The organism is Streptomyces hokutonensis (assembly GCF_000376565.1).
GTDB lineage: Bacteria > Actinomycetota > Actinomycetes > Streptomycetales > Streptomycetaceae > Streptomyces > Streptomyces hokutonensis.
This window is the reverse complement of sequence record NZ_BARG01000109.1, coordinates 21,586-39,672: the sequence shown is the minus strand read 5'-3', so window position 1 is coordinate 39,672 and position 18,087 is coordinate 21,586. Positions and strand designations below refer to the sequence as shown.

At 71.2% G+C, this 18,087-nt stretch carries 18 protein-coding genes; 10 read left to right on the top strand and 8 right to left on the bottom strand.

The features are described 5' to 3' along the window. Positions 1-1,333: phosphate ABC transporter permease PstA (gene pstA, locus SSP08S_RS57700; protein WP_078532845.1), on the bottom strand; the 1,333-nt coding region annotated here is incomplete at its 3' end. 1 nt (position 1,334) lies between these two features. Next, on the bottom strand, positions 1,335-2,318 hold the full coding sequence (gene pstC, locus SSP08S_RS50650; RefSeq protein ID WP_102133589.1) for a phosphate ABC transporter permease subunit PstC: 984 nt from the start codon (positions 2,316-2,318) through the stop codon (positions 1,335-1,337). Positions 2,319-2,652: 334 nt separating this feature from the next. Between pstC and SSP08S_RS50645 the strand changes: the two genes are divergently transcribed. Next, complete coding sequence (locus SSP08S_RS50645) at positions 2,653-4,194, top strand: membrane protein (protein ID WP_026179528.1); 1,542 nt, start codon at positions 2,653-2,655, stop codon at positions 4,192-4,194. 6 nt (positions 4,195-4,200) lie between these two features. Here the strand turns inward: SSP08S_RS50645 and SSP08S_RS50640 are convergent, their stop codons facing one another. Further along, entirely contained in the window at positions 4,201-4,539 is a 339-nt protein-coding gene (locus SSP08S_RS50640) for an antibiotic biosynthesis monooxygenase family protein (RefSeq protein WP_019075316.1), read from the bottom strand. Positions 4,540-4,816: 277 nt separating this feature from the next. On the opposite strand from SSP08S_RS50640, the gene SSP08S_RS50635 reads away from it, so the two are divergent. The 6 genes from SSP08S_RS50635 to SSP08S_RS50610 all read left to right on the top strand — a co-directional run bounded on the left by SSP08S_RS50635 (position 4,817) and on the right by SSP08S_RS50610 (position 10,536). Next, positions 4,817-5,899, top strand: coding sequence for a beta-ketoacyl-ACP synthase III (locus SSP08S_RS50635; RefSeq protein WP_019075315.1), 1,083 nt, complete (start codon positions 4,817-4,819; stop codon positions 5,897-5,899). A 141-nt stretch (positions 5,900-6,040) separates the two neighbouring features. Continuing rightward, positions 6,041-6,274: a phosphopantetheine-binding protein gene (locus tag SSP08S_RS50630; protein WP_019075314.1), complete on the top strand. Its 234-nt coding sequence runs from the start codon at positions 6,041-6,043 to the stop codon at positions 6,272-6,274. Next, on the top strand, positions 6,274-7,509 hold the full coding sequence (locus SSP08S_RS50625) for a beta-ketoacyl-[acyl-carrier-protein] synthase family protein (protein WP_019075313.1): 1,236 nt from the start codon (positions 6,274-6,276) through the stop codon (positions 7,507-7,509). The genes SSP08S_RS50630 and SSP08S_RS50625 overlap by 1 nt, the downstream gene beginning before the upstream one ends. Positions 7,510-7,524: 15 nt before the next feature. After that, complete coding sequence (locus tag SSP08S_RS50620) at positions 7,525-8,520, top strand: 3-oxoacyl-ACP synthase III family protein (protein WP_019075312.1); 996 nt, start codon at positions 7,525-7,527, stop codon at positions 8,518-8,520. Positions 8,521-8,575: 55 nt separating this feature from the next. Next, on the top strand, positions 8,576-9,346 hold the full coding sequence (locus SSP08S_RS50615) for a ferredoxin (RefSeq protein WP_019075311.1): 771 nt from the start codon (positions 8,576-8,578) through the stop codon (positions 9,344-9,346). Then, entirely contained in the window at positions 9,343-10,536 is a 1,194-nt protein-coding gene (locus tag SSP08S_RS50610; protein ID WP_019075310.1) for a cytochrome P450, read from the top strand. Before SSP08S_RS50615 ends, SSP08S_RS50610 begins: the two co-directional genes overlap by 4 nt. A 2-nt stretch (positions 10,537-10,538) precedes the next feature. Here SSP08S_RS50610 and SSP08S_RS50605 read toward each other — a convergent pair whose 3' ends face one another. Next, positions 10,539-12,149 (bottom strand): GMC oxidoreductase, encoded by a 1,611-nt coding sequence (locus SSP08S_RS50605; RefSeq protein ID WP_019075309.1) that lies wholly within the window; start codon positions 12,147-12,149, stop codon positions 10,539-10,541. 232 nt (positions 12,150-12,381) lie between these two features. On the opposite strand from SSP08S_RS50605, the gene SSP08S_RS50600 reads away from it, so the two are divergent. Then, positions 12,382-12,750, top strand: a complete 369-nt coding sequence (locus SSP08S_RS50600; RefSeq protein ID WP_019075308.1) for a protein kinase domain-containing protein — start codon at positions 12,382-12,384, stop codon at positions 12,748-12,750. 4 nt (positions 12,751-12,754) lie between these two features. On the opposite strand, the gene SSP08S_RS50595 is transcribed toward SSP08S_RS50600, so the two are convergent. Continuing rightward, a complete protein-coding gene (locus SSP08S_RS50595) occupies positions 12,755-14,092 on the bottom strand; it encodes a lipase family protein (protein WP_019075307.1) in 1,338 nt (445 codons plus the stop codon). A 198-nt stretch (positions 14,093-14,290) separates the two neighbouring features. Continuing rightward, on the bottom strand, positions 14,291-15,010 hold the full coding sequence (locus SSP08S_RS50590; protein WP_019075306.1) for an alpha/beta fold hydrolase: 720 nt from the start codon (positions 15,008-15,010) through the stop codon (positions 14,291-14,293). A gap of 93 nt (positions 15,011-15,103) precedes the next feature. Here SSP08S_RS50590 and SSP08S_RS50585 point away from each other — a divergent pair, with 93 nt between their 5' ends. Continuing rightward, positions 15,104-15,697 (top strand): TetR/AcrR family transcriptional regulator, encoded by a 594-nt coding sequence (locus SSP08S_RS50585; RefSeq protein ID WP_019075305.1) that lies wholly within the window; start codon positions 15,104-15,106, stop codon positions 15,695-15,697. Further along, a complete protein-coding gene (locus tag SSP08S_RS50580) occupies positions 15,694-16,272 on the top strand; it encodes a DUF6461 domain-containing protein (protein WP_019075304.1) in 579 nt (192 codons plus the stop codon). Before SSP08S_RS50585 ends, SSP08S_RS50580 begins: the two co-directional genes overlap by 4 nt. An 81-nt stretch (positions 16,273-16,353) precedes the next feature. On the opposite strand, the gene SSP08S_RS50575 is transcribed toward SSP08S_RS50580, so the two are convergent. Both SSP08S_RS50575 and SSP08S_RS50570 read right to left on the bottom strand, forming a co-directional pair. Beyond that, a complete protein-coding gene (locus tag SSP08S_RS50575; protein WP_019075303.1) occupies positions 16,354-16,932 on the bottom strand; it encodes a hypothetical protein in 579 nt (192 codons plus the stop codon). A gap of 84 nt (positions 16,933-17,016) precedes the next feature. Beyond that, positions 17,017-18,081 carry a lactonase family protein gene (locus SSP08S_RS50570; RefSeq protein ID WP_019075302.1) on the bottom strand — a complete coding sequence of 355 codons (1,065 nt, stop codon included), beginning with the start codon at positions 18,079-18,081 and terminating at the stop codon, positions 17,017-17,019. Positions 18,082-18,087: the final 6 nt, after the last annotated feature.

Below are 18,087 nucleotides of genomic sequence, written 5' to 3'. Positions count from 1 at the left end.
CGGGTTCGTCGTCGGCGGGTGCGGGTGAGTCGTGGCCGGTGGGGGTGACTGCGGGTGGTTCGCCGTCCGTGGCTGCGGGTGGTTCAGGTGCGGGGGTGGGTCTCGTTGTCGGCGATTCGGACGGCTCGTGGGGTTGGGTGTCGAACAACGACAGCCCCGGCGCCCTGAGTTCATCGAACCGCGCCACATCCCGCCGCGAAGCGCGAGCCGTGCGGCGGGCCTGGCTGCGGGTTTGTTGGCCTGGGCCCCGGCCGCCGATCACTCGGGCGATTATGAACAGGATCAGGACCAGGGCCATGAGTACCGCCGCCGCTCCGAAGCCGCGGGCGATCATCGCCGGTTCGGGGGAGCGGACGAAGCTGAAGACCGCGAGGGGGAGCGAGATCATCGGGCCGTGCAGGGGGTCGTAGTTCGTGGCGGCTGTGAAGCCCGCGGTGAGGAGGACCGGGGATGTCTCGCCGATGCCGCGGGCCGTGCCGAGGATTACTGCCGTTGCCAGGCCTGAGCGGGCCGTTGGCAGGACCACGTGCCAGACCGTTCGCCAGCGTGGTGCGCCCAGGGCCTCCGCCGCCTCGGTGAGTGTGCCGGGGACCAGGCGCAGGACCACGTCCGCCGCTCTGATCACGATCGGCAGCATCATCACGCTGATCGCGAAGCCCGCCGCAAGTCCCGACTTCTCCATGCCCAGTTGGAGGACCCAGACGGCGTAGACCATGAGGCCGGCCACGATGGACGGCAGTGCGGTCATCGCCTCGACGATGGTGCGGACGAAGCGGGAGAAGCGGCCGGGGATCTGGTTGAGGTACACCGCGCAGGCCAGCCCCAGCGGGACGGTGATCAGCAGCGCGATGGTGATCATGAGGAGGGTGCCGACCATCGCGTGGGCTATGCCGCCTACGCCCAGCGGGTCCAGCGGGCCCGCCGCCTGCATGTCCTGGTGGAAGAAGTTGGTGTAGGTGAGTGCCTCTCGGCCCCGCCAGAGGGTGAAGCCGACGACCATGGCGAGGGCGGAGAACAGCAGGGCCGCCGCCGTCCACAGCACCACCGTCATCACCCGGTCCCGTACCGCCTGGCCGTTCTCCTCCAGGCTCGTGAGTACGCCGTAGACGACTAGGGAGACCGTGTACCAGGTGACGGCGAAGCCCAACGTTCCGGAGAAGGGGGCCAGTTCGCCGAACAGGAGCACGCTCACGCACAGGCCCGACACCGCGGCACCGGACAGGGCCAGCACTCCGGAGCGGGTGGGGCCGCCTATCCGCCGTGGTACGTCCGGTAGTTGGGTGGCCGGGGCTTCCAACTCCCGTGTCACTACTGCTTCTTCTACGACCGTCATCTCATGCCTCGCTCTGCGCGCCGGACCGCGAGCGGGCCGCGATCGTGGAGGCGGTGAAGTTGACCGCCAGGGTGAGCAGGAACAGCGTCAGGCCCGCCGCCATCAGCGCCGACATGCCGAAGGAGGAGGCGTCGCCGTAGTGCAGGGCGATGAGGGAGGAGACCGAGTTGGAGCCGGTCTGCAGGATGTGCGGCTGGATCACGAAGACCGGCGAGATGATCATGTAGACGGCGATCGTCTCGCCCATCGCCCGGCCGAGCCCCAGCATCGTGCCGCCGATGATGCCGCCCTTGCCGTAGGGCAGGACGACCGCGCGGATCATGCCCCAGCGGGTCGCGCCGAGCGCGTAGGCGCCCTCGCGTTCGCCGGCCGGGGCCTGGGCGAAGACCTCGCGCATCACCGAGCACTGGATGGGCGCCACCATGAGCGCGACGACGATCCCGGCGACGAACGCGGACGCGGTGTAGACGCTCGCGGAGGCCAGCGGGTCGCCGGGGTGGGTGCCGTCGACCTTGAACAGCGGGATCCAGCCGAACCAGTCGGACAGCCAGCGCGACAGGCCGATCACATGGGCCTGGAGGAAGAAGAGGCCCCAGAGGCCGTAGACCACGGACGGGACCGCCGCCATCAGGTCCACCAGGCTCACCAGGGTGCGGCGCAGGCCCCGCGGGGCCACGTCCGAGATGAACAGTGCCGTCCCGACCGCCAGTGGTACGGAGATCGTGACCGCGACCGCCGCGATCAGCAGGGTGCCGGTGAGGACCGCCGCGATGCCGAACCTGTGGACGTCCGGCTGCCATTGGGCCGTCGTGAGGAATGACGGGCCGGTGGCGCGGAGTGCCTGGGTGGCCCGTAGGAGGAGGAACAGTCCTACGGCGGCCATGATGCCGAGGACTACTACCCCGGTGGCCGTCAACTGGTAGCGGAAGACGCGGTCGCCCAGCCCTCGGGCGGCCTGTGGGCGCCGGGGCGGCGGATCGAGCACGGGTCTGTGGGGCTCCGTTCGGCCGGAGCCCTTCTGCGCGGACAGCACGTGTCCCTCCACCTGAGGAAACGAAACGAACGAGGCGCTTCGCGACTTCCCGGTGGATGCCGCGCGAAGTGAGTCAATGGCCGGATTCTTTCGGCGCAGAGCTTCGTATGTGGAGGATCGGTGAACGGGTCATGTCACTTCGGTGGGGCTGCCGTGGAGGAGGTGCCAACGAGGGCACTCCTGGGGTCCGTCGGGCACCTTGCCTCCCTCGGGCAACCTGGCAGGCCGGAACGCTGCCGGACATCGCACAAGCGCTTGCCGTGCGGGCCGGGGCAGAGTTGAGGCCATGACGACCGACGTCCGCGAAGTGCACTGCCGTGCTCGTCCGCGCCGCGCCCTGTGGCTGTCCGTGGCGTTCGCGGCGGCGGGTGTTGGGGCATCGGTGGTGTGGGCGGCGTATCGCGGTCCGAGTGTGTTGTGGGTGGCCGTCGGCGGGTCGTTCGCGCTTGTCGGGCTTGTGTCGCTGCACCTGGTCACCGCCCGGGTCAGTGCCGACGCGCGCGGTCTGCGGTCCTGGACTCTGTTGCGCCGCTGGAGCGTGCCCTGGCCCGACGTTGCCGAGCTGCGGATACGGCTGAAGCGCAGGAACGGTTCGCGGGGCGGGCAGATCCGTCGCGTCGGTGTGCTGCTGCGGGACGGGCACAGCCGGACGCTGCCCCTGCCGGTCGCGACCGGGCCGTACGAACTCGATTTGTTCGAGGAGAAGTTGGCCGATCTGCGCGTGCTGCATCAGCGTCACGGGATCGGGGTGGCGGAGTCGGTGGCCGTCCCCGTCGTCTCGGACCGTACCGCCGGGCGCGGGTGGGCGGGGGCCGCGGTCCTGTGGTGCGTGGGGCTGCTGGTGGGCGCGGGCGTGGCCGCCGCGTTCGTGTCGGGCACCGCGGCCGACCAGCGGGCTTGGCGCGCGGCCGTCCCGTGCACCGCGTCGACCCCGGTCGCCGAGCGCCGGGAGTGTCTGACCTACACGTCGGCCGTGATCGCGCGGACCGACCCCAACCGGCCCAAGAAGAGCAGTTGGCTGTACTTCGCCGACGACCGGCCGTTCGCGCGCCTTGAGGTTCCGGTCGAGGCCGCCGACGGTTTCCGTGCCGGTGACAAGGTCCAACTCACCTTCTGGCGCGGCGAGGTGAGGGTCGTCACCGGCTCGCGGTACGTCTGGCACCGGCACGTCCCGAACGCCGGCACCCTGGCCGTCATGTCGGCCCTCGCCGCCCTCGCCGCGGGCTACCCCGGCGCGCTGACCGTGCAGCGGGTGCGTGGACGGCGGCTGCCCGACGACGAAGTCCTGCCGTCCGCCCTGCCGTTCGTGGTCCCGCTCGGCGGTACGGCTCTGTGGCTGGTGCCGCTGTGGTACCTGCACCCCACGGCCCTGCTGGACTCACCCGCCACGATCACCTGGGCGGCGGTGGGCACGCTCGGCACGGCCGCGCTGCTGGTGTGGGCCTGGCGCGAAACCCGGGTCCGCCCGGCCGACGGGGCCGAAGTGGCCGTAGAACTGCCCGAGTTGGACGGCGAGGTGTTCGTGTCCGCCCGCTTCCTGGAGCACACCGACTACAACCCGTACTGCTTCGGCACCCATATCGCCCTCGGCGACGGGCCGCCCGCGGTGACCCCGGGCCCGGGGCGGTTCGCGGCCCGGCGGATTCCGGTGGAGCGGCTCACTGTCAAGGCCGTACGGCGGGCCCGGGGCGGCGACGGCGAGACCGTGCCCGGTGACTGGCACATCGCCGAACTCGACGACGGGGGCCGCCCGGTCCGCCTCGCGGCGGCACCGGACGACCTGACCCGCGTCCTGCGCGAACTGACGGCGGTGCGGGAGGCGCAGTAGTGCGCGTCAGTCCTGCTTGGGGCCTGCCTGCTGGATCACCTCGAAGGTCCACAGTGTGGCGTCCGACGCGGCGGGCTTCGGGCGCTCGCCCTGCGCGGAGCCGTCCTGGGGTGTGCCGCGGTGGGCGGCCTGGCCCATGCCGGACATCCACTTCTGGAAGTCCTCCTCGGCGCGCCAGCGGGTGTAGACGAGGTAGGTGTCGGTGCCCTCGACGGGGCGGAGCAGCTCGAACCACTCGAAGCCGTCCGAGCCGTCGACCGTCCCGGCGCGGTTCGCGAACCGCTTCTCCAGCGTCTCGCGCTGCTCTTCGGGGACGGTGAGTACGTTGATCTTGACGATGCTCATGGGCCCATTGTCCCAGCGTCGTCACCCGACCCGGTGAACTGGCGTGTCCTCCGGGGCGGTTGTGTGCCGAACGGCGTCACCGGCCGTCCCCTTTCGGGTGATCCGTGGGCGGCATAACGGCCGTAACGTTTCCTCACTTCGCCCGCCGACCTGCGTTTTTGCTGGTGGGGGGCCATATTTGGCTCACCAGTTCGCATCGTGTCACGTTCCCGGCCGGATCTTGATCCGATCTACAGTCGTGCTCGCTCGTCCAAGATCACTGACGAACGAGGCGTGTGTGACCCTCCGACTGCCCAGCGCAGCCCCCCTCTTGACGCCGTCGCGCACGGCCGTGCTCGAGGGCATCGCCGGTTACGTCCCCCCGGACGCGGTGGCGAACGACGCCCTGCCCGCCGCGTGGGGTGTCGACGACGCCTGGGTGCGCAGACGCACCGGCATCGGCGAACGGCGGCGCGCGGCACCGGGGGTGACCACCGGCGACCTCGCGCTGGAGGCGGCCGGCCGGGCCCTCTCGGCGGCCGGGCGACCGGCGGTCGACGCCGTCGTCGTCGCCACCTCCACCCCCGACCGGCCGATGCCCGCCATGGCCCCCCGGCTCGCCACCCGCCTCGGCCTCGGCGGACCGGCCGCCTGGGACGTCTCCGCCGCGTGCAGCGGATTCGTCTACGGCCTCGCCGCCGCCGTCGGCGCCCTGACCTCGGGGTGTGCCGACCGGGTGCTGCTGGTCGCGGCCGAGGTGTACTCGACGCTCCTCGATCCACAGGACCGTTCCGCCGGGATCCTGTTCGGCGACGGTGCCGGGGCGGCCGTACTGCGGCGCGGGGCACCGGACGAGCCGGGCGCGGTGCTGGCGTTCGACCTCGGCAGCGACGGCTCGGGGGACGAGCTGATCCAGGTGCCCGGCGGTGGTGCGCTGGAACGCTCCAGCCCGGGCGAATTCGGCCCGGACGACCGCTACTTCCGTATGCGGGGACACGATGTCTTCCAGCATGCGGTGACCCGTATGACGCAGTCCGCCCACACCGTGCTCAAGCGCGCGGACTGGGCGGCCGAGGACATCGACCGGTTCTGCGCCCACCAGGCCAACGCCCGGATCCTGTCCGCCGTCGGCGCCCGTATCCCCGTGCCCGACGACCGGCATGTCACCAACATCGCCCGGGTCGGCAACACCGGTGCCGCCTCCATCCCGCTGGCCCTCGCCGACGCCGCCGCGCGCGGTGAACTCCACGCCGGGCAACGGGTGTTGCTCACCGCCTTCGGCGCCGGGCTCACCTGGGGCTCGGCGGCCCTGGTCTGGCCGGAGCTGTCGGCCGCGTCCGGGATCGAGGCTGTCGACCCCGTGCGGGTGCCGGTCGTCTGAGACCTCGCCCGTTCGCGGGCGGACCCGCTGTGTCCCGTCCGCCGCTGTTCCCCGTCCGCCGGTGCTCGCTGTCTTCGCGTACCGCGAAACAGGTCGAGCGCCCCGATCGTGCAGCTCCGCTCACTCGTCGAAAGGAACGCCATGTCTCCCGTCCAGAGTGCCGTGACCGCCGTACTCACCCAGAAGTTCGAGGTCAGCCCCGAGTACATCCGCCCGGAGGCCACCCTGGAGAGCCTCGACCTCGACTCGCTCGCGCTGGCCGAACTCGCCCTGGCGCTCCAGGAGGAGCTGGGGGTTCCGGTCGCGGAGGAGGAGGCCGCCCGGCACAGCACCGTGGGTGAGCTCGTCGCCACGCTGAACGCCAAGCGCGCGTGATGACAGCACCCTGCGCACCCGTCTCCGTCACCGGTCTGGGGCTCATCACCCCGGCCGGGGTCGGCCGCGCGGCCACCTGGGAGGGGGTCCTGTCCGGTCGTTCTACGGCGGCCACGGACCCCGAACTCAAGGGCTGCGCCGTCGACTTGTCCTGCCGTATCCCCCTCATGACACCGGAACAGGCCCGGATCGGCGGCGGCAAGGCCTGGCGCATGGGCCGCTTCAGCCAGCTGGCCGTGCTCGCCGCGCGGGAGGCCGTCGCCGACGCCGGGCTCGACCCCGCCGGGTGGGACGGCGCACGGGTCGCCGTGGTCATCGGCTCGGGTCTGGCCGGCGCCGCCCACCTGGAGGACCAGACCCTCCGCCACCACCAGGGCGGCCCGGAGCTGGTGTCGCCCGCGCTCGTGCCCATGCTGATCTCCAACATGGCAGCAGGGGAAGTCCTGTTGGACCTCGGCGCCCACGGTCCCTCCCTGGCGACCGAGAGCGCCTGTGCCTCCGGGGCCAGTGCCGTGGCCACCGCCCGCGCGCTGCTGCTCGCCGGGCTGTGCGACATCGCGGTGGCGGGCGGCGCGGAGGCGGCCGTCACCCCGGTGATCACCTCCGGCTTCCAGCGGATGGGCGCGTTGTCGTCCCGGGTCGGTGAACCCGGCGCCGCCTCACGGCCGTTCGCGGCGGACCGGGACGGGTTCGTGATCGCCGAGGGGGCCGCCGTCCTCGTCCTGGAACGGGAGGCGGACGCCCGCGCCCGTGGACAGCGGCGCTACGCCCGGCTCGCGGGCGTCGGCCAGACCTCCGACGCTTTCCACCCAACCGCGCCCGCGCCAGGGGGAGTTCACGCCGAGGCCGCGCTGCGGGCCGCGCTCGCGGAGGCCGGGCTCGGTCCCGGAGACGTCGACCACGTCAATGCGCACGGCACCTCGACCCCGCTCAACGACCTCACCGAGGCGGAGTTGATCGAGCGGGTGCTGCCGCACCGGCCAAGTGTCACCGCTCCCAAGGGAGTTCTGGGCCACGGTCTCGGCGCGGCCGGCGCGGTCGAGGCCGCGCTCACCGCCCTGACCGTGCACCGCTCCACCGTGCCGCCGATCGCCAACCTCACCCCGGACAACCTCCCCTACGACCTCGACTGCGTGACCGGCCTCCCCCGCCGGCAGCGCGTCCGGGCCGCCGTCAGCCACTCCTTCGGGTTCGGCGGGCACAACGTGGTGCTGCTCTTCACCGGAGAGCACTGAACACAGGAAGGATCAATGACCGTTCACAGCACGATCGTTCACGCCACCGTCCACATCCCCGAGGGACGGCAGAGCGTGGCCGCGGTGGAGGACCGCTTCCGGGCGGGCAGCCCCGCCGTGCCGCTGGCGCGCGGGGTGCTCCGGCGCATGTACGGGCTGGCCGAGCGCACCGTGGCCGACGACCTGGAGCAGCCCTCCGACCTGGCCGCGCACGCGGCCCGGCGCCTCTTCGAGGACACCGGCACCGACCCGGCCGACATCGACCTGCTCCTCTACGCCGGCATCCTCGCCGACATGGAGGAGCCGGCCACCGCCCATGTCGTCGCCGACAAACTCGGCCTGGGCTGCCCGGTGTTCGACCTGAAGAACGCCTGCAACGGAGTCCTCAACGCGCTGGAGGTCGCCGACGCGTTCATCCGGGGCGGCCGGTACCGGCGGGTGCTGGTGACCACCGCCGAGGTCAGCACCCGGGAGAGCCGCTGGCGGGTCGACGACCCGGCCGACCTGGCGACCGCGCTGCCCAGCCTCAGCACCGGCGACATGGGCTCGGCGCTGCTGGTCGAGGCGGGCGAGCGGCCCGGCATCCTCGGCTCCCGGTTCTTCGCCAACTCCTGGGGCTGGCGGGCGGCGACCCTGCCCAACCCGTACGCCCAGCACCGCAGGCTCGGCCATCTCCGCATCGACTCCGCCCAGTTGGTGGGGTCGTTCGAGGGGCTGCCGGGCAAAGTGCGGGGCGCGATGCGGGAGTTGGGCGTCGAGGGCGACGACCTCGACCTCGTCTGTGTGCACCAGCCGTCGGTGCCCTTCACCAAGGTCGTGTGCGAGTGGGTGGGCGTGGACCCGGGGCGCATCCTGGCCACCTTTCCCACCCACGGCAACGTGGCGACCAACACCATCCCCCTGCAACTGGCCGCCGCGCTCGGTGCCGGACGGCTGCAACGCGGTGATCTGGTCGGCATGTTCGGCTTCGCGAGCGGGGCCAGCGCGGGAGTGGTCGTGTGCCGCTGGTGAACCACGTCGACTCCCGGCCCACGGCACTGTGACTCCGTACGAAGGTGAAAGCGCCTTGACCACGACCCGCGTCCCCCGCGCTCCCCGTATCCCTCCCCTCCCGCCCGCCGAATGGCCCCCGGTCCTGCGGGCGTTGCTCGCCGACTCCCACCGGGACGGCCCCGGCCGGGAGAACCTCTTCGGCACCCTCGCCCACCACCCCGTCCTCGCCCACGCCTGGCTCTCCCTCGCCCGCGTCCTCACCCACGAGGGCACCCTCGGCCACCGCAGACGCGAGCTGATCGTCCTGCGCGTCGCCCACCGTCTCGACGCGCCCTACGTCCACCGACGGCACCGCACCCCGGCCGCGGACGCCGGACTCACGGACGCGGAGATCGAGGCGACGGCGGGCGACCTGGACTCCCACGCGTGGGCGGGCGAGGACAGCGACCTCCTGGAAGCCGCCGACCTGCTCGCTTTCAACTCTCCGGTTCCTGACGCACTTTGGGGCCGCCTCGCCCGAGTCCTCGGTCCCGGGCAACTCGTCGAACTCCTGGTCCTGGCGGGCCAGACCGCCGCCATGTGCGCCACGCTCAACACCCTCCGCACCCCCTCCGACCGGCAGCCCTCTCTCGTCGTCCTCCTGGACCGCGAACGCTGTTGCAGCGCTGGCCAGTGCGTCGGCGCGGCACCCGAGGTCTTCGAGCAGGACGAGGAGGAAGGCAGGGTCGCCCTGCTCGTACCGGAGCCGGACGTGCGCTACGCCGACGAGGTCCGTTTCGCCGCCGACCTGTGCCCCAGTGGCGCCATCACCCTGGTCGACGAAGAGGAGCCGGCCCGCCCATGACGACCGCGACCTCCCTTGAACTCCCCGCCCGCTACGGCAGTTGCCCCTTCTCCCCGCCGCCCGCCTACACCGACGCCGCCCGCGAGGCCACCGTCACCCGTGCCGTGCTGCCGGACGGCACCGCGTGCTGGCTCGTCACCGGCTACGACGAGGTCCGGGCCGTGCTGGCCGACACCCGGTTCAGCGCCGACGCGCGCACACCGGGCTTCCCCTTCCTCTCCGCCGGGCAGCGTGAACTGGCCACCGCCAAGCCGAGTTTCATCCGCATGGACGACCCCGAGCACGCCCGGCTGCGCCGCATGGTCAGCAAGGACTTCCTGGTCAAGCGGATCGAGGAACTGCGCCCGGGCATCCAGGACATCGTCGACCGGGCCGTGGACCGCATGACCGAGGGCCGCACCTCGGCCGACCTGGTGGCGGACTTCGCGCTGCCGGTCCCCTCGCTGGTCATCTGCCTGATGCTCGGAGTGCCGTACGAGGACCACGACCTGTTCCAGTCGCTCAGCCGCACCCTCCTCGACAACCGCACCACCCGACCGGAGGCGGAGCGGGCGCACGCCCAACTCATGGGCTATCTGGCGGAGTTGGCGGCCCGGAAGCGCAGCCGCCCCGCCGACGACATCCTCAGCCGGCTCGCCGCCCGCGAGGACCTGACCGACCAGGAGACGGCGTCACTCGGCTTCCTTCTCCTGGTCACCGGGCACGAGTCGACGGCCAACATGACGGCCGTCAGCGTGCTCGCGCTGCTCCAACGCCCCGACCAGGCGGGCCTGTTGCGCGCGGACCCGGGTCTGGTGCGGGGCGCCGTGGAGGAGCTGCTGCGCCATCTCACGATCATCCATCTGGGCCTGGGGCGCGCGGCGACCGAGACCGTGCGGGTGGGTGAGGTGACGATCCCGGCCGGGGACGGCGTGATCTGCATGCTCTCGACGGCCAACCGGGACCGCCAACTCTTCGGTGAGACCGACGACTTGGACCTCACGCGGGACGCGCGCCGCCATGTCGCCTTCGGCTACGGCATCCACCAGTGCCTGGGCCAGACCCTGGCCCGGGTGGAACTCCAGACCGTTCTCACGACCCTGTTCCGCCGCCTGCCCGGTCTGCGGCTCGCCGTCCCCGTCGACCAACTCGCCTACAACCAGGACAACATCGTGTACGGACTGCGCGCGCTCCCGGTGACCTGGGGCTGAGGTCAGAACACCCGCCCGAGGTCCTGCTGCACGATCGTCCGCATGCTGTGTTCGGCGAGCGCGGCGATCGTCATGGACGGGTTGCAGGCGCCGGTGGAGCCGGGGATGCGGGCGCCGTCCAGGACGTAGAGGCCCTGGTGGCCGAGGACTCGGCCGGTGAGGTCGACCGCGTCGCCCATGGGGACACCGCCCAACGAGTGCCAGGTGGACGGGGCTTGGGCGTTGGTGTCGATCATGATGCCGCCGCCCGCCGTGGCGATGTCCTGCATCTTGGCCGCGATCAGTGCCTGGAGTTCGGCGTCGGCGTCGGTCGGCCAAGTGAGGACGGCGTCGTCGGTGTCGGCGTCGTAGGCCCAGGTGCCCGCGCCGTCGACGATGCCGAAGCCGACGACGGTGAGGGCCGTGACGCCCGGTTGCTGGATGGGGGATCCGGCGTGGACGACGGTGAGCGGGATGCTGCTGTTCGGGTCGCGTCCGCCGACGCAGGCGGGGCCGCCCTGCTGGGTGCCCGCGTCACCGGTCGGGTTGATCCAGGCCCAGATGCGGTCGCCGTTGTTGCCCCAGCCTGTGCCGATGGCGTCGGGCAGGTCCGGAATCAGGTCCTTGGCGCGGGACTTGACCAGGAGGCGGGTGGTGCCGGGCGATCCGGCGTTGAGGAACACGGCGTCCGCGGTGATCCGGATCTTCTCCTGGACCGCGCCGCCGGTGTCGATGCGGTCGACGGACAGCACCCACTTCTTGTTCGCGTCCATCGCCAGGTCGCGGACGACATGCAGGGGCGCCACCTGCACCAGGCCGGTGGACTCCGCCTGGGCGAGATAAGTGACGTCGATGGAGTGCTTGCCGCCGTTGTCGACGCCGAACGCGATGTCGCTGGTGGTGTACGTCGGGTCGTACAGACCCTCCAACTCGCCCCGGACATACGCCCAGTCGATGGGCAGCGGCACCTTGAACGGGGTCAGTCCGGCTCTCGGCGCGACGTCCTGGAAGAGGCGGGAGGACTTGTAGGGGTCGGAGGCGAGGACGTCGTAGGGGACGGTGGAGATGCCCAGCATCCGCGAAACCGTGGGGTAGGCCCACAGGTTGAGGTCGTCGTAGAGGGCGGCGGCCTGGGGGATGGAGGTGGCGAAGTCCGCCTTGGTCGGTTGCAGGGTCATGCCGTGGTACGTGATCGAGCCGCCGCCGACCGCCGCCCCGCACATCGCGGTCATGCCGTTTCCTACGACGGCTTCGAGCACGCCCGTGTACGGCGTCCAGGTCTTGTCGACGCCGCCGACGATGGCGTGGTCGGTGAGCCAGGCGGAGCGGTTGTCCATGTTCGCGAAGCGGCAGAACGTGGTGGAGTCCGGGCCCGTCCGCCAGCGCAGTCCACGCTCCAGGACCAGGGTGGAGACGCCGGCCTGGGCCAGCCGTAACGCGGTGACGCCGCCGCCGAAGCCGGTGCCGACGACGACGGCCCGTTCGCGAAGTTCCTTGACGGCGGCGGGAGTTGAGGCCGCGGCGGCTCTGGTCTGGCCGGCACCGGTCAGGGCGACCGCGCCGAGTACGGTCGCGCCGAGCAGACCGCGGCGGCTGAGGGTGGGGGTGGGGTGGGGGGAGGTGTGCTCGGGCATGGGGGGACTCCGGCAAGCCGTAGGGGAGTGCGGGTCGCGGGGAGCGTAGCGTGAATGAGCATGACACTGTCAATAAAAGGAAACGCAATTCTCGTACGGGGAAATCGAGTTACCGCCGAAGGGTGTGGTGGCAGTGGGTGGGTCCCTCTGAAGTCCGGTGAATCCGATCACCGCCAATTGCCCGCTCTGCACACTCCGTTACCCGTCAGGACTGTGCGTGAGGGGTGGGGCGGTGTCGGTGGTGCCAGCGGCCGGGGACAGGATCGACGGCCGGTATCTCCTGCGCGAACCGATCGGCACCGGCGGGACGGGCGTCGTATGGCGGGCCTGGGACGAGCGGCTGCAGCGCTGGGTCGCCGTCAAGTGCGCGCGCCTCGACGACGATCGCGCCACCCGGCGGCTGATGGGCGAGGCCCGCAACGCCGGGCGGCTGCACCACCCGAACATCGTCGCCGTCTTCGACTACGTCGACGAGGGCACCACCGAACTCTTCCAGCTCACCGTGTACGCACCGGAGCCGGGCAGGCAACTGTGCGGCACGGCGGCCGAGTTGGCGGGCGGGGTCGTACGGAACATCGCGAAGCGACTGCCGGTGGGCTGAGGTCTCAGAGCTGGACCGGCATGGTCCAGCAGTTGGAGGTGGCCGGCCTGCCCGCGAGGCGGTCGGTGAGCCAGGAGATGGCGTCGCCCTGGTCGGTGAGCAGGGGTGCGAAGTGGTTGAGGAGCGCGCTGCCGACGCTGGGCAGGACGACGGGTTTGTAGGTGACGTCGGCGCCCTTCGCGCACCAGTCGACGGCGAGTTGGCGGGCCTGGGCGTGCGGGACGAGGTTGTCGCTGACGCCGGTCGCGAGGCGGACGGGCCCCGACGGTTTCAGCGTGCCGATGCGCTGCTCGTCGAGGAAGCTCTGGAAGGCGGGAGTCGACGCGATGATGTCGCTGATGGACTGGCCGTCCGTGGTCCAACTGGTGCTCTTCTTATAGGCGTAGCCGAGCAGCGCGTCGCCGACGCACATGGTCGACAGGTCGGTGAGCGCGGCCTTCCCCGCGTCGTTGAGGTGGGCCTCGGCTAGGGGCTTCAGCGCCGGGTCGGACTGGAGGAAGCCGTTGAGCGACCAGCCCAGCGCACCGGCGAGTTCGCTGCCGTCGATGGCCTTGGTGACCGAGGTCAGGTCGGCGGGCGGGGCTCCGGCGTAGGTTCCGGAGAGGGTGACGTCGGGGGCATAGGAGGACTGGAGTTCGGCGGCCGCGGCGGTGGCGCCTCCGCCCTGGCTGTAGCCGTAGAGCCCGACCGGTGAGGCGGCGGTGACCGAGGTTCCGGTGAGCGAACGGGCTGCGCGTACGGCGTCCAGCACCGCGTGCGCCTCGTCGATCCGGTTGACGTAGGTGTGCAGGCGGTCCGTGGCACCGAGTCCGACGTAGTCGGTGACGACGACGGCGACGCCCTCGGCGAGCAGGCGGTAGATGGAGAGGTCCTCGTAACCGACGGAAACCGTCTGGCTGTTGAAGACGAGGGGATGCTCCAGGCCCATCGACGCGGAGCACTGGTCGCCCTGGCCGACGGTGCCGGGGGCGACCGCGACGAGGGGGCGCGGGCCGCTGCCGGACCAGTCGGCGGAGGGTTCGATGTAGGCGCCGGTGACGGCGACGGGCTGCCCGTTGGAGTCCGTGGACTTGTACATCAGCCGGGTCGCGGTGCCGGGGAGGGTGCCGTCGAGGCCGGGCAGGCTCAGGGCGAGGGGGAGGGGCTCGCTGCGGACGAGGGCGCCGTTCGCGGCGGGCAGGGTGGCGGGCGGGTTGTAGAACGCGGGGATCGTGACCCCTCTGGACACGACCTCGTCCGAGGCGGTGGCGGCGGACGCGGTCGCGATGACCAGGGCCTGGGCCCCGAGGCAGGCGACGACGGTGAACGCGGCGCCGAGCAGGCGCCGTTGGCGTGCGGGCATGGCGAACCTCCTGTGGAGCGGCCGTCAGGAAGCGGCGGCACGGTGGCGCACACACGCGTCCCACGTGTGTGCGCCGGCGCCGCCGGAAAGTGGTTCGCCTGGAACTTACCTGCGGGTAAGTTACTCGTGATACCCGTCGGTAGGTTACGTTTCGGTAATGTGACTGACTGTCAAGTCGCGGCGATCGATGTGAGGCGCTCAGTGCGAGGCGATCCGTTCGAGCCGGTCGGCGACGGCCTCCGGCTCGCTGACCATCAGGTCGTGGCCGGTGTCGATGTCCCACAACCGCCCGGCGGCGCGCGCCGGTTCGAGGTCCGCCGGATCGCGGAAGGGCAGCGTCGCCGTACACACGATCTGCGACTGCGGCAGCGCACGCACCGCCGCCTCGTCCTTCAGCCGCAACGGCTGCTCGAAGCACTTCCAGGGGTGGGGCGTGATCTTCGGCGCCAGCCAGGCGATGTCGTCGGGATCGGTCAACCCGTAGTGGGGCATGGGCCCTTCACCCGGGAAGTTCACCAGCTCCACCCCATCGACGACCCTCCCCATCGCCCGCGAGGCGGCCATCAGCTCCGGTGCCACATCGGCGAGGGACTGGCCGTTCGCCGGGGTGGCCGCGTCCAGATAAACGAGATGGCCGACGCGGTCCAGGGCGCGGTCGGCGGCACCGGTGATGACCATCCCGCCGTAGCTGTGCCCCACGAGAATGGCGTCGAACAGCCCCTCGTAGCACAGGAGTTGGGTGACGTCGGTGATGTGGGTGTCGAGATCGACACCGGGCCCGAGGAGATGCGACCGCTCACCGAGCCCGGTCAGGGTCGGGGCGTACACCTCATGGCCGTTCGCGCGCAGGATCCGTGCGAGGCGCTGGTAGCACCATCCACCGTGACTGCCGCCGTGCACGAGAACGTACGTGGCCATGCGGGGCCTCCTGTACCCGTCGCGGATCGCGCTCGGTTTCTTCCCGACAACTGTCGGATAACCACCAGGTGTTGGAGAGAATACTGTTGCCGCATGCCAGCGCAACCCCCTGAACGCCCCGGCCTCCCCGACCCCCGGGTCCTCCGCTCCCGCGCCGCCCTCGAAGCCGCCCTGCGCGAACTCGTCATCGAACGGGACCTGCGCCAGATATCCGTCGCCGACCTCACCAAACGGGCCGGCGTCAACCGCTCGACGTTCTACGAGCACTACACCGACGTCCACGATCTGGCGGTCGCGGCGTGCACCGCGACCTACGACGAGCTGGTGGCCACGGAGCCGATCCCGCACAGCCAACTGGCCCCGGACGGAAGCCCGTTGCCGAATCCTCTCCCCGCCCTCTTCACCCACGTCGCCGCCCACGCCCCCCTCTACCGCGCCCTCCTCTGCGACGAGGGCAGCGCCCGCATGATCAACCACCTCCTCCACCGCATCGCCCTCGCGGCCCGCACCAGCCGCGGCCTCCCGGTCGAGCCCGACACCACGGACCCGGTCTCCGCCTTCCTCGCGGGCGCGATCCTGGGCACGGTCATCGACTGGCTGCGGCGGGACTGCGCAGGGTCGGCGGAGGAGGTCGGGGCGGCGGTTTGGCCGTACGCGGTGGCTTGTGCGGAGGTCGCGCTCCGGTGACGGGCCGTGGACTGGACTTGTTCCGCGAGGGCGATTTCCCCATCTACACGCTGACCTTCGTGCGGGACCTGACCGCTGTCGAGCTGCTCACCCGCATGGCGGTGGATCCGGAGACGTTGGCGCTTCGCGACGCCGTAGACCTCTCGGACGACTTGGGCGACGACCTTTTCGACGATGAGGAGCCCGTCGTCACCAGCGGTGTCGATGGCCCGTGGACGTGGGCATGGGAGCAGGGCGGCGTGCATGGACTCGATGAGAGGATCTTGAGTCGCGTCTCCGCGGGCACGGAGGCCGTGGTGCTCCACTACAACGAGAAACCGATGCACTGGTTCAAGTACGCGGTGGCCGGCGAGATCATCGTCGACTTCCACACACTCCAGGTGATCGAACCGACCGGGCGGAACCCGGCAAGACTTGACGACGCCATGAGGCCCCTCGGGCTCATTCCTGGACAGGTTGCACCCCTGCACAGCGTCCTGGCACTGCTGGAGAACGCTTTTGACATCCGGCTGAGGCAACCGGGCGACGTTGACGACGAGCGTTGGAGCGGCAGGTTGCTTCCTCTGCCGGGATGAATGCCTCGAAGCAGCGGCCTTCGGCGCCGGGCGTGGCGAAGGCCGCCGAACGAGAACCTGGCGGCTGTGGAACGCCACGTCTCAGGTCTCGGGAACCCATTCCACGGGAGGAGGCATGCGGCTGTAGTGGGGTCCCCTGATGCCGTACTGGGCGAGGTGCAGGATCTCGCCGCCGACCGCGAGTTCCGCCGGCGGCGGGTTGGGGACGGAGATCTGCGGGTGGCGCCGGCCGTCGACGACGATCCTCTCCCGGAGGTCGTTGCGGCCGTCCGCCCAGCTCTGGGCCCGCTCACGGGTCCACGGGTTCTGGAGGGTCCGCGGGGCGGCCGGGTCGTGGCGGTAGCCGTTGAGGCTGCGGACGAGACCTTCGCTGTAGACACCCTTGACCCGGAAGTTCTCCAGGTCGTCCGCGCGCACGACCATGTTGATGTACCGGCGGCCGTTGCCCCTGTGCCGCCCGACAGCGTGCCAGCGGCCCCAGCCGGGGTCCCAGCGCGGGGGCGGGATCCACAGCAGGGCACCCACCGGGAAGTGCTTCGTGCCGCGCTGGATGTCGAGACCGTCCTCGCCGCGCGTGGTCTCCCGCGACACGTTGGCCACCAGACACCAGCCCAGCAGCCCGTCCGGCGTCTCATTTTCGATGGGTTCCGTGTCTGCCACACCGAGAATTCTCAGGCATGGGACGGGACGTGAACCAGCTGTTTTCAACTGAGCCGACCGGAGCACGGCAGCGCGCCTCCGCGCTCACACCACCAGCCCGCACACCACCGAGCCCACAGCAACCACCACTCCCGTCTCCCCCAACGTCCCGTCCCCCAACACCCGCAACACCGCCACAGTCCCGCTGTGCTGATTCGCCACCAGCAGGTGCCCCGGCGCCGCGTTCAGCCCCCGAGGCCAGCTCCCCCCGCTCGGGATCTCGCCGAGAGGCTCGAGCACCGTGCCCGCCAGTCGGAACGCCGCCACTGTGTCCGCGCCCCGGTTGGTGACCCAGACGTAGTGGCCGCAGGCCGAAGTGACGATGCCGCCGGGCTGGTTGGGGATGTCCGCTACGGCCGTTGCCGGCACCCGGGACAGTTCGTGCAGGGTGCCGGTCTCGGCGTCGTAGCGGTGGAGGGTCACCGTGGAGGAGAGCTCGTCGGCGCTCAGGACCAGGTCGCCACCCGGGGCGAACGCGAGGTGGCGGGGGCCCGAGCCGGGGCGGAGGCGGGACGCGCCGACCTGGTTCAACTTGCCGGTGTTTGCGTCCAGTTGATACGCGAACACCGTGTCCGCGCCCAGGTCCGTCGCCAGGACGTAGCGGCCCGCCGGGTCGACCAGGACCTGGTGGGCGTGGGTGCCCTCCTGGCGGCCGGTCACCGGGCCCGAACCCTTGTGTTCGACCACGTCCGTGAGGTCCGACAGCCGGCCGTCCGCGTCCAGGCGGTGGACGGCCACCGTGCCGGGCAGCGTGTCCGTGCCGTAGTTGGCGGTGAGGAGGAAGTCGCCGCTCGGGTGGACGGACACGTGGCACGGGTTCGCGCCTCCGCTGGTCAGGGGCGCCCCGAGGGGAGTCGGCGCCGCGCCCTCCCGCAGGGCGAACGCCCCCACCGCGCCCGGCGTCGACTCGTGCGTCGTGTAGACGACGGGGAGCGTCGGGTGCGCGGCCAGGAACGACGCGCCGCTCGCCGCCACCGCGTCCACCACGCTCAGACCACCGTCCTGAGGGGTGAGCCGCAGCGCCGTCAGGCCGACGCCCTCACCACCCGTGTCCGGCGTGTACGAACCCGTCAGGACCTCAACGTGCCCTGCGATACCAGTACTTGTCATCGTGAG

Bases quoted from the DNA above. Each gene is read 5' to 3' on its own strand.
- SSP08S_RS50645 (WP_026179528.1), top strand. From the start codon at position 2,653: ATGACGACCGACGTCCGCGAAGTGCACTGCCGTGCTCGTCCGCGCCGC.
- SSP08S_RS50640 (WP_019075316.1), bottom strand. From the start codon at position 4,539: ATGAGCATCGTCAAGATCAACGTACTCACCGTCCCCGAAGAGCAGCGC.
- SSP08S_RS50630 (WP_019075314.1), top strand. From the start codon at position 6,041: ATGTCTCCCGTCCAGAGTGCCGTGACCGCCGTACTCACCCAGAAGTTC.
- SSP08S_RS50625 (WP_019075313.1), top strand. From the start codon at position 6,274: ATGACAGCACCCTGCGCACCCGTCTCCGTCACCGGTCTGGGGCTCATC.
- SSP08S_RS50620 (WP_019075312.1), top strand. From the start codon at position 7,525: ATGACCGTTCACAGCACGATCGTTCACGCCACCGTCCACATCCCCGAG.
- SSP08S_RS50610 (WP_019075310.1), top strand. From the start codon at position 9,343: ATGACGACCGCGACCTCCCTTGAACTCCCCGCCCGCTACGGCAGTTGC.
- SSP08S_RS50605 (WP_019075309.1), bottom strand. From the start codon at position 12,149: ATGCCCGAGCACACCTCCCCCCACCCCACCCCCACCCTCAGCCGCCGC.
- SSP08S_RS50595 (WP_019075307.1), bottom strand. From the start codon at position 14,092: ATGCCCGCACGCCAACGGCGCCTGCTCGGCGCCGCGTTCACCGTCGTC.
- SSP08S_RS50590 (WP_019075306.1), bottom strand. From the start codon at position 15,010: ATGGCCACGTACGTTCTCGTGCACGGCGGCAGTCACGGTGGATGGTGC.
- SSP08S_RS50585 (WP_019075305.1), top strand. From the start codon at position 15,104: ATGCCAGCGCAACCCCCTGAACGCCCCGGCCTCCCCGACCCCCGGGTC.
- SSP08S_RS50570 (WP_019075302.1), bottom strand. From the start codon at position 18,081: ATGACAAGTACTGGTATCGCAGGGCACGTTGAGGTCCTGACGGGTTCG.